Raw genomic sequence first — 13,227 nt, 5'->3', positions numbered from 1 at the left:
TCAATACGGAGAACCGCGACGGAGGTTCTTCTGCTGATGCTTGTCGCTTGCAGCTTGCGGCTTCAAACTAGCCGACATGAAGAGTTCAGCCCCTACCTCGCTCAAGCACCATTTCCTGATCGCCATGCCGCACATGGACGATCCGAATTTCGCGCAGACCGTCACCTACCTGGTCGAACACAACGAGCAGGGCGCGATGGGCCTGGTGATCAACAAGCCCAATGGCCTCAACCTGGCCGATGTGCTGGAGCAATTACGCCCCGATGAGGAGCCCGCGGCGCTGTGCCACAGCCTGCCGATCTTCGCTGGCGGCCCGGTACAGACTGACCGCGGCTTCGTCCTGCATCCCGCCGGCCCACAGTTCCAGGCGACCCTGGAGCTGGGCGAGCTGGGGCTTTCGACCTCGCAGGACGTGCTGTTCGCCATCGCCGACGGCAGCGGCCCGGATCACTACCTGATCACCCTCGGCTACGCCGGCTGGGATGCCGGGCAACTGGAGGCCGAACTGGCCGATAACGCCTGGCTGACCTGCCCCGCCGACACCAACATTCTCTTCGACCTGCCGTTCGACCAACGCCTGAATGCCGCAGCTGCGCGTCTGGGGGTCAACCTCAGCCTGCTGACTTCACAGGTTGGGCACGCCTGATGAGCAACAAGCCACTGCGCCTGCTGCTGGGCTTCGACTATGGCACCAAGCAGATCGGCGTCGCCGTCGGCCAGGTAATCACCGGCCAGGCCCGCGAACTGTGTGTGCTCAAGGCGCAGAACGGCGTGCCGGACTGGAGCCGCGTCGAAGCGCTGATCAAGGAGTGGCAGCCGGACGCCGTGGTGGTCGGCCTGCCCCTTAACATGGATGGCACGCCCAGTGAGATGAGCGCCCGCGCCGAGAAATTCGCCCGCCGCCTCAACGGCCGCTTCAACCTGCCGGCCTTCACCCACGACGAACGCCTGACCACCTTCGAGGCCAAGGGCCAGCGCCTGCGCGAAGGCCAGAGTGGCGGCCATCGCGAGCGCCCCGTTGATGCCATTGCTGCAGCCTTGTTGCTACAGGGCTGGTTAGAGGAAAACTGCACGGGCTGATCGAGTCAGCCCGCACCAAGGAGTTTCGCCATGCTGCCCAACCCCAACGATCTACTGCCGGCCATGGCCAGCGCCCTGACCCAGCATCTGAATCGGCGCCAGATCAGCGAACCGCGTTTTATCGGCATCCGGACTGGCGGTGTCTGGGTCGCCCAGGCCCTGCTGCAGGCCCTGAATCGTGACGACGCGCTGGGCGTGCTCGACGTGTCCTTCTACCGCGACGACTTCACCCAGAATGGCCTGCATCCACAGGTGCAACCGTCCGAGCTGCCGTTCGAGATCGAAGGCCAGCACCTGGTACTGATCGACGACGTATTGATGAGCGGCCGCACCATCCGCGCCGCACTGAACGAACTGTTCGATTATGGCCGCCCGGCCAGTGTGACCCTGGTCAGCCTGCTCGACCTCGATGCCCGCGAGTTACCGATTCGCCCCGACGTGGTCGGTGCCACCCTGTCGCTGGCAGCCAACGAGCGGGTAAAATTGTCCGGCCCCACGCCGCTGACCCTCGAACTCCAGACGCTCGCCAACTGAGACCCCCGCGATGACGCCACTCGCCGCCAAGCGCCCGCTGCAACTGAACGACCAAGGTCAGTTGCGCCACTTCCTCTCACTCGACGGCCTGCCCCGCGAGCTGTTGACCGAAATCCTCGACACCGCCGACTCCTTCCTCGAAGTCGGCGCGCGGGCAGTGAAGAAAGTCCCGCTGCTGCGCGGCAAGACCGTGTGCAACGTGTTCTTCGAGAACTCCACGCGCACCCGCACCACCTTCGAACTGGCCGCCCAGCGCCTATCGGCCGACGTCATCAGCCTCAACGTCTCGACCAGTTCCACCAGCAAGGGCGAGACGCTGTTCGATACCCTGCGCAACCTCGAAGCCATGGCCGCCGACATCTTCGTCGTGCGCCATGCCGACTCCGGCGCCGCGCACTTCATCGCCGAGCACGTGTGCCCGAACCTGGCGATCATCAACGGCGGCGACGGCCGCCACGCGCACCCGACCCAGGGCATGCTCGACATGCTCACCATCCGCCGCCACAAAGGTGATTTCGAGAACCTCTCGGTGGCCATCGTCGGCGACATCCTGCACTCGCGGGTAGCACGCTCGAACATGCTGGCGCTGAAGACCCTGGGCTGCCCGGACATTCGCGTCATCGCGCCGAAGACTCTGCTGCCGATCGGTCTGGAGCAGGCTTACGGCGTGCGCGTGTTCAGCGATGCCGATGAAGGCCTCAAGGACGTCGACGTGGTGATCATGCTGCGTCTACAGCGCGAGCGCATGCAGGGCGGCCTGCTGCCCAGCGAGGGCGAGTTCTACCGCCTGTTCGGGCTCACCGAGCAGCGCCTCAAGCTGGCCAAGCCGGATGCCCTGGTGATGCACCCGGGGCCGATCAACCGCGGCGTGGAGATCGAGTCGGCAGTGGCCGACGGCCCGCAGTCGGTGATCCTCAACCAGGTCACCTACGGCATCGCCATCCGTATGGCCGTGCTGTCGATGGCCATGAGCGGGCAGAACGCCCAACGTCAACTCAACGCCGAGGAGGCCAACTGATGCGTACCGCAATCCTCGGCGCCCGCGTGATCGACCCGGCCAGCGGCCTGGATCAGGTCACCGACCTCTATATAGATGGCGGCAAACTGATCGCCACCGGCCAGGCACCTGCCGGCTTCACTGCCGACAAGACTCTCGACGCCCAAGGCCTGATTGCCGCACCCGGCCTGGTCGACCTGTCGGTGGCCCTGCGTGAGCCTGGCTATAGCCGCAAGGGCAGCATCGCCACGGAAACCCTCGCAGCAGCGGCCGGCGGCGTCACCAGCCTGTGCTGCCCACCGTTCACCAAACCAGTGCTGGACACCTCGGCGGTGGCCGAGCTGATCCTCGACCGCGCCCGCGAAGCCGGGCACACCAAGGTCTATCCCATCGGCGCACTGAGCAAGGGCCTGGCCGGCGAGCAGCTCGCAGAACTGGTTGCTCTGCGCGATGCCGGTTGTGTGGCATTCGGCAACGGCCTGGACAACTTCCGCAGCAGCCGCACCCTGCGCCGCGCGCTGGAATATGCAGCCACCTTCGACCTGCAGGTGATCTTCCACTCGCAGGATGCCGACCTGGCCGAAGGCGGCCTGGCTCACGAAGGCCCGACCGCCAGCTTCCTCGGCCTGGCCGGCATCCCGGAAACCGCCGAAACCGTGGCCCTGGCTCGCGACCTGCTGCTGGTAGAACAAAGCGGCGTGCGTGCGCACTTCAGCCAGATCACCAGCGCCCGTGGTGCCGAGCTGATCGCCGCTGCTCAGGCCCGCGGCCTGCCGGTGACCGCCGACGTGGCGCTGTACCAACTGATCCTCACCGACGAGGCGCTGATCGATTTCTCCAGCCTTTACCATGTGCAGCCGCCGCTGCGCTCGCGTACCGACCGCGACGGTCTGCGCGAAGCAGTGAAAGCCGGGGTGATCTCTGCCATTTCCAGTCACCACCAGCCGCACGAGCGCGATGCCAAGCTGGCGCCCTTCGCCGCCACCGAGCCAGGCATCAGCAGCGTGCAGTTGCTGCTGCCACTGGCCCTGAGCCTGGTGCAAGACGGCCTGCTGGATCTGCCGACACTGCTGGCGCGCCTTACCAACGGCCCCGCCGCCGCGCTGCGCCTGCCAGCCGGCAGCCTGAACGTCGGCGGCGCTGCCGATATCGTGCTGTTCGATGCGCAGGCCTCGACCATCGCCGGCGAGCAGTGGTACTCCAAGGGCAGCAACTGCCCGTTCATCGGCCATTGCCTGCCTGGCGCGGTGCGCTACACACTGGTCGACGGACACATCAGCTACCAGGGTTGAACCGATACGAGCCCGCCACCCGGCGGGCTCGCCAGCTCCGTAGGGTGTCGCGGGGTCGCCCAGGCCGCAGGCACCAACCGCTGAAGGCCGCGGTGCGCACGGCGCACCCTACGTCCAGGCGACCTTCCCATCCGCGACACGCCCCGCTCTTGCCACGACATTGGACGAAGTAGTGACTCGACGGTCATGATCCACGTCAGGTTAGGCAGCCGAAATTTTCCAAATGCCACCGCCCTATGACCCCGCTCGCGCCCGAAGGCGCCGGCCTGGCGTCGCGCTGGCCTTGTTCAGGAGCTTTTGATTTATGTCGCGCTTACCTGTGATCGTGGGTTTTGGGGGTTACAACGCAGCCGGGCGCAGCTCCTTCCACCATGGCTTCCGTCGCACCGTGCAGGAGTCGCTGGAACCCCAGGCGCGCCAGGAAACCCTGGCCGGATTGGCGCAAATGATGAAACTGGTGCGCGTGGTCGATGGCCAGTACCAGGATCAGGACGGCCAGGCGCTGAGCCTCGCCGACATCGAAAGCCGCTACGCCAAGGAGATTCTCGCCGGCACCTTGGTACGTCGTCTCGAGAAGCAGCACCTGGACCCGGACGCCGCCCACTGGCAGAAGAGCATCAGCCTCGCCCCCGTCAATGGCGCCAACCTGAGCTTCATCACCCAGCGCAAGCAACTGCCCGAGCCGCTGCCAGCCAACTGGTCGGTCGAAGAGCTCGAAGGCAACGAAGTACGCGTCACCCTGCACGACAGCTGCGAATTCAAGGTCGACAGCTATCGCCCGCTGGCAGTGAAATCCGCCGGCCAGTTGCCCACCGGCTTCGAGCCGAGCGAGCTGTACAACGCCCGTTTTCACCCGCGAGGCCTGGCCATGACCGTGGTCGGAGTCACCGATGCCCTGCGCTCGGTAGGCATCGACTGGCAGCGCATCGTCCAGCACGTCGCCCCGGACGAGATCGCCGTATTCGCCAGTTGCATCATGAGCCAGCTCGACGAGAACGGTTTCGGCGGCATGATGCAGTCGCGCCTCAAGGGCGGCCGCGTCACCGCCAAGCAGCTGGCTCTCGGCCTGAACACCATGCCGGCCGACTTCATCAACGCCTACGTGCTCGGTAGCGTCGGCACCACCGGCAGCATCACCGGCGCCTGCGCCACCTTCCTCTACAACCTGCAGAAAGGCATCGAGCAGATCGCCTCCGGCAAGGCGCGCGTGGTCATCGTCGGCAGCAGCGAGGCGCCGATCAACCAGGAATGCATCGAGGGCTATGGCGCCATGGGCGCACTGGCCACCGAAGAGGGCCTGCGCCAGATCGAAGGCAAGAGTGAGGTGGACTTCCGCCGCGCCAGCCGCCCGTTCGGCGACAACTGCGGCTTCACCCTGGCCGAGGCCTGCCAGTTCGCGGTGCTGATGGATGATGAGCTAGCCCTGGAACTCGGTGCAGACATCCACGGCGCGGTGCCGGACGTGTTCATCAATGCCGATGGTTTCAAGAAATCCATTTCCGCCCCCGGCCCGGGCAACTACCTGACCGTGGCCAAGGCCGTGGCCAGCGCCGTGCAACTGCTCGGCCTGGATGCCGTACGTAGCCGCAGCTTCGTCCACGCCCACGGCTCCAGCACCCCGGCCAACCGCGTCACCGAGTCGGAAATCCTCGACCGCGTCGCGGCGGCCTTCGGCATCGAACAGTGGCCGGTCACAGCGGTGAAGGCCTTCGTCGGCCACTCCCTGGCCACCGCCAGCGGCGACCAGGTGATCGGCGCACTCGGCGCCTTCAAGTACGGCATTGTGCCGGGCCTGAAGACCATCGACGCAGTCGCTGGCGACGTGCACCAGGATCACCTGAGCCTGTCCACCGAAGACCGCAAGGTCGGCGAGCAGGCGCTGGACGTTGCCTTCATCAACTCCAAGGGCTTCGGCGGTAACAACGCCAGCGCCCTGGTGCTGGCCCCGCACGTGACCGAGCGCATGCTGCGCAAACGCCACGGCCAGGCCGCTTTCGACGCTTACTTGGCGCGCCGTGAAGGCACACGCGCCGCCGCTGCCGCGTACGACCAACTTGCCCTGCAGGGCAAGCTGGACATCATCTACAACTTCGGTAACGACATGATCGACGACCAGGCGATCTCCATCACCACCGAAGAAGTGAAGGTGCCTGGCTTCGACCAGCCGCTGGTGTTCAGGAAGGATGCGCGTTACAGCGATATGCTCGACTGAGCGAAGCAGCAACGACGCACAAACCGTAGGAGCGAGCTCTGCTCGCGAAGCTTCTGGATCGCCAGGGTTCGCGAGCAGAGCTCGCTCCTACAGGTAACGTGTCAAGGCTAAAGACCGCGCGCTAGCTCGATCAGCTCGCCACGCCACTCAGCGGCAGCCGGCAGCGCCAGGAAAGACGGATTGAGGAAGGATTCGCGCGCCTCGTAGGTCAGCACTTCGCCAGCCAGATCCAGCACTTCGCCACCCGCCCCTTCCAGCACGCCCTGCGCGGCTGCGGTATCCCACTGCGAGGTGGGCGCCAGGCGCGGATAGCAGTCGGCATTGCCTTCAGCCAGCAGACAGAACTTAAGCGAGCTGCCGATATTGGCCAGCGCCGGTTCGCCGAAACGCTCAGACAGGCCTGCGAGCAGGGTTTCCTGCGCCGGGCTCGAATGGCGCTTGCTGGCCACCAGGGTAAAGCCCTGCGCGGGCGCCAGGCGCACGCTGATCGAATGCTCCTCGCCCGGCGTGTCGCTGCACCAGGCGCCCAAACCAGCACCGCCGTAATAGCAGCGGCCATTGGCTGGAATGCCGACCACACCGAAGACCACTCGCCCCTGTTCGATCAGCGCGACATTGACCGTGAACTCTTCGGAGCCGGCGATAAATTCCTTGGTGCCATCGAGCGGATCGACCAGCCACCAACGCGTCCAGGTGGCGCGCTCGACCAGCGGAATGTCGGCGGCCTCCTCTGACAGCACCGGCACATCCGGCGCCAGCGCCTGCAGGCCATCGAGCAGGATATGGTGCGCGGCCAGGTCGGCGGCGGTCACCGGCGAGGCATCGGCCTTCTCCGTCACTGCCACACCGCTGCGCCAGTACGGCAGCGCCGCCGCGCCCGCCGCACGAACCAGTTCGATCACCTGGGGAATAAAGGGATGACTCACGGACGGTAATCCCCGCGCTGAGTCAGCAGATCGCGCACCAGGTACAACGCAGCCAGCGCACGGCCTTCGCTGAACTGTTCGTGCTGAGCCAGGCTGGACAGCTCGCGCAGGCTGATGCGGTCGACCCGCATCGGCTCGGGCTCGTCACCCGGCAGGCGCTCTTCATAAAGGTTGCGCGCCAGTACCACCTGAATTTTCTGGCTCATGTAACCGGGCGACAGGCTCAGCTCGGTGATGTACTCCAGTTCGTGCGCGCCGAAACCAGCCTCCTCCTTGAGCTCGCGGTTGGCGGCCACCAACACGTCTTCACCCGGCTCGATCAAGCCTTTGGGCAGCGACAGCTGGTAGTCATCGGTGCCGCCGCAATACTCCTCGATCAGCACCGCGTGTTCGGCGTCGAGCATCGCCACCACCATCACCGCGCCGTAGCCCGAGCCCTTGCCGACCAGTCGCTCATAGGTGCGCTCCGTGCCGTTGGAGAAGCGCAACTGCACTTCCTCGACACGAAACAGACGGCTGCTGGCGACAATTTCGCGAGCGAGAACCGTGGGCTTTTGGCGCATGAGGCGACTCCTTGGCGGGACCGAGCGGGTTATCATACAGCGGCTTTCGCCATTATCCGTGGCCGAGATTGCATCAAGGCGAAACAGGCCACGGATCGATTGTTCCCGATCAGAGAGATGAGTATGCCCCTACTACCCTGGCAGCAGATCGACACCCTCCTGCTGGATATGGACGGCACGTTGCTCGACCTGCACTTCGACAACCACTTCTGGCTCACCCACCTGCCGCAGCGCTACGCCGAGCACCATGGCGTCAGCCTGGCGCTGGCCAAGGCCGAACTGCTGCCGCTGTTTCGCGAGCACGCCGGCACGCTGAACTGGTACTGCACCGATTTCTGGAGCCGCGAGCTGCGCCTGTCAATCCGCGACCTCAAGCGCGAGGTCGCGCACCTGATCGCCCTGCGTACGGATGCCGAAGTGTTTCTGCGCGCCCTGCGCGAAGCTGGCAAACGCGTGGTGCTGATCACCAACGCGCACCGAGATTCGCTGTCGCTGAAACTGGAACGCGTCGAGCTGGCGCCCTGGTTCGAACGCCTGATCAGCTCCCACGACTACGGTTTCCCCAAGGAGGATCAGCAGTTTTGGTTCGCCCTGCGCCAGGACGTCGACTTCGACCCGGCCCGCAGCCTGTTCATCGATGACAGCCTGCCGATCCTGCGCAGCGCCGGGCAGTTCGGTGTTGCCCATCTGCTCGCCGTGCGCCAGCCAGACAGCCAGGCCGGGCCTAAAGATACCGAGGAGTTCGCCGCAGTGGAGGACTACCGGGAGTTGGTGCACGGACTGCCTGCGACGCCCTCGCGGTAGGAGCCGGCTTGGCGGCGATCGCGAATGATGCCGATCGTCGCCAAGCCCCCGCCGCACCTGAGCGCGGGTTTAGTCGGGAATCCGCAATACCTGCCCCGGATAGATTTTGTCTGGGTGACTGAGCATCGGCTTGTTGGCTTCGAATATCTTCATGTAGGCATTGGCGTTGCCGTACTCGGCCTTGGCAATCGCGCTCAGCGTGTCGCCCTTCTTCACCGTGACGAAGCGCGCTTCGGGCGCGGGCGTGGTCACGCTGATCTGATCATCGACCTCACCGACGCCGGCCACGTTGCCCAGCGCCAGGAGAATCTTTTCCTTCTCTTCCTGGCTGGCCACTTCGCCGCGAGCGATGACCTTGTCGCCCTCGACGCTGACCTCGATGTCGGGGTTGCCCAGGCCAACCTTGGCGACATGCTCCTTGAGCGATTCGGCGGCCTGTGCCTCCTGACCCACCAGCGACTCCCAGAGCTTGACCCCGGCGTCTTTGACAAAGGCAAACAGACTCATGGCGATTCCTCTCGTTCCTTGTGAATGACCGGGCAAACCGCCCGGAGACCAAAGTCTAGTTCAGGAAACACCCCTGATTAGCGTTCGCGCATTAGAATCCGGGCAAACCAGGAGCCCCCATGGACATAAAGCAGCTGAAATTCCTCGTCGCCCTCGACGAGACCCGCCACTTCGGTCAGGCCGCTGCGCGCTGCCACGTGACCCAGCCGACACTGTCCATGCGCTTGCGCCAACTGGAAGACGAGCTAGGCCTGGAACTGGTACGTCGCGGGCAGCGCTTCGAAGGTTTCAGCGCCGAAGGTGAGCGTATCCTGGCCTGGGCACGCAGTGTGCTGGCCGCACAGGATGGCCTGCTCGCCGAAGCTGCAGCCTGTCGTGGGCACCTGGTGGGTACGCTGCGCCTGGGCGTGGTGCCGCTGGCCAGTTTCGACCCGATGCGCCTGATCAGTCTGTTCGCCGAGCGTCACCCTGGGCTGCGCTTTCAGTTGCACGCGCTGAGCAGCGATCAGATTCTTGAGGGCCTGGTCCGCAATCAGCTCGACCTGGGCCTGTCCTATCTCGATCGCCTTGACCGCGAGCACTTCGCCAGCCTGGAGCTGGCCGAAGCACGCATGGGCCTGCTCTACGATCAGCGCCACTTCCACTTCGTCAGCAGCAGCCTGCGCTGGGAACAGTTGGCCAACCTGCCCCTGGGCCTGCTCTCCACCGGTATGCACTTTCGCCAGTCCATCGATCACAGCTTCCGTGCTCGCGGCCTGAGCCCGCAGGTACGCCTGGAGGCCGATGCCGTACACCACCTGACTCAAGCGGTCAGCGCCGGGCTGTGCTGCAGCGTCATGCCATTGCCGACCGACGGCTCTCCGACTGACGGTCATCTGCGCCTGCTACCCATCGAGGACGCTCATACCCTGGCACCTCAGGGCCTGATCATGCGCCGTAGCGCCCCTGCCTCACCGCTCGCGCAAGCCTGTTTCGAAGAGGCACGAGAGTGGCTGGCGAACGCTTGATAGATTTGCTCGATCAACACATCAAAGCCAACGATTAGACGCTCCCCGCCCATGGGCCTAGGCTTAGCTGTGTCAATCTGTCACAGAGCGCGCCTCGATGGCCAAGCCAGCCGCCCAGCCGCACATTGCCAGTGCCTATACCTACGCCGAACTCGGTGACGGTCGCGCGCAGCACGCTGCACTGGCCGAAGAATGTGCCCTGGCGATCAGCTACAACGACCTGAACCAGGCGGTGATGATGGTTTCGCCCCATCACCTGGAAGATTTTGCCGTCGGCTTCAGTCTTGGCAACGACTTGATCAAGTCAATCGACGACATCTATGACATCCAGTTGCGCGGCCTGGGTGACAGCCGCGAAGCCCGCTTGCAGGTCAGCAGCCGCGCCTTCTGGGCGCTCAAGCAGCAACGCCGACAAATGGCTGGCACCAGTGGTTGCGGCCTGTGCGGTGTGGATGCGCTGGAACAGGCCCTGCCAACCCTGACGGCTTTGCCAGGCGCCACCCTGCCACCGCTGGAACACCTGAGCGGCCTGCGCGAGCGCATCGGTGAGCAGCAGCAACTGGCACGCCACAGCGGCGCGCTGCATGCCGCCTTGTTCATCGATGCCAGCGGTGAGATTCGTCTGTGCCGTGAAGACATCGGTCGCCATAACGCCCTGGACAAGCTGATCGGCGCCATCGCCCGCGAACGTATCGACACTCACGGTGGCTTCGCCCTGGTCACCAGCCGCTGCAGCCTGGAACTACTGCACAAGGCGGTACGTGCCGGCATCGGCACCCTGGTGAGCCTGTCCGCGCCCACCGCACTGACCGTGGACTGGGCGCGGCGCCATCGCCTCAACCTGATCCACCTGCCCCATCACAGCACGCCGCGGGTCTACAGCCCTGCGCCTGACGAAGAAGAACGACCATGAGCCTGCAACCCGTCAATCCTCGCTATAAGCCCTACAAAGGCCCAGCCGCTGGCTGGGGTGCACTGAACGCCGTGACCCGCTTCTGGCTGGACAGCAAGCAGCCATTCAAGAACCTGCGCGCGCTGCTCAAGACCAACCAGAACGGCGGTTTCGACTGCCCCGGCTGCGCCTGGGGCGATTCGCCCGAAGACGGCCATATCAAGTTCTGCGAGAACGGCGCCAAGGCGGTCAACTGGGAAGCCACCAAACGCCGCGTGGACCCGGCCTTCTTTGCCCGCTACACGGTCAGCCAACTGCGCGAGCAGAGCGACTACTGGCTCGAATACCAGGGCCGCCTGACCCACCCGATGCGCTATGACGCCAGCACCGATCGCTACACGAAGACCACCTGGGCCGAAGCCTTCGCCCTGATCGCCAGGCATCTGAAGGCGCTGCCGAGTCCGGATCACGCCGAATTCTACACCTCCGGTCGGGCCAGCAACGAGGCGGCATACCTCTACCAGTTGTTCGTGCGCGCCTATGGCACCAACAACTTCCCCGACTGCTCGAACATGTGCCACGAGGCCAGCGGCGTCGCCCTCGGCCAGAGCGTGGGCATCGGCAAGGGCAGCGTGACCTTCAACGATTTCGAGCATGCCGACGCCATTTTCGTCCTCGGCCAGAACCCCGGCACCAACCACCCGCGCATGCTCGAACCGCTGCGTGAAGCGGTCAAACGCGGCGCCCAGGTGGTCTGCTTCAACCCACTGAAGGAGCGTGGCCTGGAGCGTTTCCAGCATCCGCAACACGCGCTGGAGATGCTCACCAACGGCTCCGAGCCGCTGAACACCGCGTTCTTCCGTCCGGCCCTGGGCGGCGACATGGCCGCCCTGCGCGGCATCGCCAAGTTCCTGCTGCTGTGGGAGCGCGAGGCGCAGTCCAAGGGTGAAGCAGCGGTGTTCGACCATGCCTTCATCGCTGAGCACACCGATGGTGTCGAGGCCTACCTGCAGCTGCTCGACGACACTACCTGGGAGGCGCTCGAAGCCCAGTCCGGCCTGAGCCTGCTGGAAATCGAACAGGCGGCGCGCATGTACCGCCGCGCCGAGCGGGTGATCATCTGCTGGGCCATGGGCATCACCCAGCACCACCACTCGGTGGCCACCATCCAGGAAATCGTCAACCTGCAACTGCTGCGCGGCAACCTCGGCCGCCCCGGCGCCGGTCTGTGCCCGGTGCGTGGCCACAGCAACGTACAGGGCGACCGCACCATGGGCATCAACGACCGCCCGCCGGTCACGCTGCTCGACGCCCTGGAAAAGCGCTTTCAGTTCAAGGTGCCGCGCGAGAATGGCCACAACACCGTCGAGGCGATCAACGCCATGATCGACGGCCAGGCCAAGGTATTCATCGGCCTCGGCGGTAACTTCGCTCAGGCCACGCCGGACAGCCCGCGTACGCACAAGGCGCTGCAGAGCTGCGACCTCACCGTGCAGATCAGCACCAAGCTCAATCGCAGTCACCTCACCGTCGGCCGCGACGCGCTGATCCTGCCGTGCCTGGGCCGTACCGACATCGACCATCAGGCCGGTGGCCCTCAAGCGGTGACGGTGGAAGATTCGTTCAGCATGATCCACGCCTCCTACGGCCAGCTCGAACCGCTCTCCGGCAGCGAGATGCGCTCGGAGCCTGCCATCGTTGCCGGGATCGCCAAGGCCACCCTGGGCAACCACCCGGTGGATTGGGACGCGCTGATCGCCGACTACGACCGCATCCGCGAGCTGATCGCCGACACCATCCCCGGCTTCCAGGATTTCAACCAGCGTGTCGCTCACCCCGGCGGTTTCTACCTCGGCAACTCGGCCGGCGCGCGCCAGTGGAAAACGGCATCCGGCAAGGCCAACTTCAAGGCCAATGCGCTGCTCGACGACCTGCTGCCTCCGCAGGTGCGCGAAAGCGGTGAGAAGCCGGATCTGATCCTGCAGACCCTGCGCTCGCACGATCAGTACAACACCACGGTGTACGGCCTCGACGACCGCTACCGCGGCGTGCGCGGGCAGCGCGATGTGCTGTTCGCCAACGAAGCGGACATCCTTCGTCTGGGCTTCAAGCCAGGTCAGAAGGTGGACATCCGCTCGTTGTGGAACGATGGCATCGAACGCCGGGTGAGCGGTTTCACCCTGCTCGCCTTCGATATCCCGGCCGGCCAGGCCGCTGCCTACTTCCCCGAAGCCAATCCGCTGGTGCCGCTGGAAAGCGCCGGCGTCGGTAGCAGCACACCGACCAGCAAGTTCGTCGCCATCCGCCTGCAGGCTGCCAGCGGCGGCAATCTGCTGGGCAGCAGCGCAGCAAGCTGACCGGCGGCCAGGAACCTCGTACAGAAATCGCTGGTCAATGGCGTAACGCTCGCCAT

General features: G+C 65.0%; 13 protein-coding genes. 10 read left to right on the top strand and 3 right to left on the bottom strand.

Annotated elements, in window-relative coordinates; translation table 11 throughout:
- Nucleotides 1–76: 76 nt before the first annotated feature.
- The 6 genes from AAEQ75_RS10505 (at nt 77) to AAEQ75_RS10480 (ending at nt 6,115) form a co-directional block, all read left to right on the top strand.
- Nucleotides 77–646, top strand: coding sequence for a YqgE/AlgH family protein (locus tag AAEQ75_RS10505; RefSeq protein WP_343352179.1), 570 nt, complete (start codon nt 77–79; stop codon nt 644–646).
- Entirely contained in the window at nt 643–1,080 is a 438-nt protein-coding gene (ruvX, locus tag AAEQ75_RS10500; RefSeq protein ID WP_343352362.1) for a Holliday junction resolvase RuvX, read from the top strand. The genes AAEQ75_RS10505 and ruvX overlap by 4 nt, the downstream gene beginning before the upstream one ends.
- A 30-nt stretch (nt 1,081–1,110) precedes the next feature.
- Nucleotides 1,111–1,614: a bifunctional pyr operon transcriptional regulator/uracil phosphoribosyltransferase PyrR gene (gene pyrR / locus AAEQ75_RS10495; protein WP_125879105.1), complete on the top strand. Its 504-nt coding sequence runs from the start codon at nt 1,111–1,113 to the stop codon at nt 1,612–1,614.
- A gap of 10 nt (nt 1,615–1,624) precedes the next feature.
- Nucleotides 1,625–2,632 carry an aspartate carbamoyltransferase catalytic subunit gene (locus AAEQ75_RS10490; protein WP_143504597.1) on the top strand — a complete coding sequence of 336 codons (1,008 nt, stop codon included), beginning with the start codon at nt 1,625–1,627 and terminating at the stop codon, nt 2,630–2,632.
- Nucleotides 2,632–3,903, top strand: coding sequence for a dihydroorotase (locus AAEQ75_RS10485; RefSeq protein ID WP_343352176.1), 1,272 nt, complete (start codon nt 2,632–2,634; stop codon nt 3,901–3,903). The genes AAEQ75_RS10490 and AAEQ75_RS10485 overlap by 1 nt, the downstream gene beginning before the upstream one ends.
- A 304-nt stretch (nt 3,904–4,207) precedes the next feature.
- Nucleotides 4,208–6,115 (top strand): beta-ketoacyl synthase, encoded by a 1,908-nt coding sequence (locus tag AAEQ75_RS10480; RefSeq protein WP_343352174.1) that lies wholly within the window; start codon nt 4,208–4,210, stop codon nt 6,113–6,115.
- 107 nt (nt 6,116–6,222) lie between these two features.
- Here the strand turns inward: AAEQ75_RS10480 and cysQ are convergent, their stop codons facing one another.
- Together cysQ and nudE are read right to left on the bottom strand one after the other, a co-directional pair.
- The gene (cysQ, locus tag AAEQ75_RS10475; protein ID WP_343352172.1) at nt 6,223–7,041 is read right to left on the bottom strand and encodes a 3'(2'),5'-bisphosphate nucleotidase CysQ; all 819 of its coding nucleotides are present in this window, start codon (nt 7,039–7,041) and stop codon (nt 6,223–6,225) included.
- The gene (gene nudE / locus AAEQ75_RS10470; protein WP_106733634.1) at nt 7,038–7,604 is read right to left on the bottom strand and encodes an ADP compounds hydrolase NudE; all 567 of its coding nucleotides are present in this window, start codon (nt 7,602–7,604) and stop codon (nt 7,038–7,040) included. Before nudE ends, cysQ begins: the two co-directional genes overlap by 4 nt.
- Before the next feature lie 123 nt (nt 7,605–7,727).
- On the opposite strand from nudE, the gene yrfG reads away from it, so the two are divergent.
- On the top strand, nt 7,728–8,408 hold the full coding sequence (yrfG, locus tag AAEQ75_RS10465) for a GMP/IMP nucleotidase (protein WP_343352169.1): 681 nt from the start codon (nt 7,728–7,730) through the stop codon (nt 8,406–8,408).
- A 69-nt stretch (nt 8,409–8,477) separates the two neighbouring features.
- Here the strand turns inward: yrfG and lysM are convergent, their stop codons facing one another.
- The gene (gene lysM, locus AAEQ75_RS10460; protein WP_179546078.1) at nt 8,478–8,915 is read right to left on the bottom strand and encodes a peptidoglycan-binding protein LysM; all 438 of its coding nucleotides are present in this window, start codon (nt 8,913–8,915) and stop codon (nt 8,478–8,480) included.
- A gap of 119 nt (nt 8,916–9,034) precedes the next feature.
- On the opposite strand from lysM, the gene AAEQ75_RS10455 reads away from it, so the two are divergent.
- From AAEQ75_RS10455 to AAEQ75_RS10445, 3 genes are all read left to right on the top strand, one after another.
- Nucleotides 9,035–9,922, top strand: a complete 888-nt coding sequence (locus AAEQ75_RS10455) for a LysR family transcriptional regulator (RefSeq protein ID WP_343352166.1) — start codon at nt 9,035–9,037, stop codon at nt 9,920–9,922.
- A 97-nt stretch (nt 9,923–10,019) separates the two neighbouring features.
- Nucleotides 10,020–10,835 (top strand): formate dehydrogenase accessory sulfurtransferase FdhD, encoded by an 816-nt coding sequence (gene fdhD, locus AAEQ75_RS10450; RefSeq protein ID WP_343352164.1) that lies wholly within the window; start codon nt 10,020–10,022, stop codon nt 10,833–10,835.
- Nucleotides 10,832–13,171, top strand: coding sequence for an FdhF/YdeP family oxidoreductase (locus tag AAEQ75_RS10445; RefSeq protein WP_343352162.1), 2,340 nt, complete (start codon nt 10,832–10,834; stop codon nt 13,169–13,171). Before fdhD ends, AAEQ75_RS10445 begins: the two co-directional genes overlap by 4 nt.
- The last annotated feature ends 56 nt before the right edge of the window (nt 13,172–13,227 follow it).

The organism is Pseudomonas sediminis, from assembly GCF_039555755.1.
Taxonomy (GTDB): domain Bacteria; phylum Pseudomonadota; class Gammaproteobacteria; order Pseudomonadales; family Pseudomonadaceae; genus Aquipseudomonas; species Aquipseudomonas mendocina_D.
This window is presented reverse-complemented; position numbering and strand designations above follow the sequence as displayed.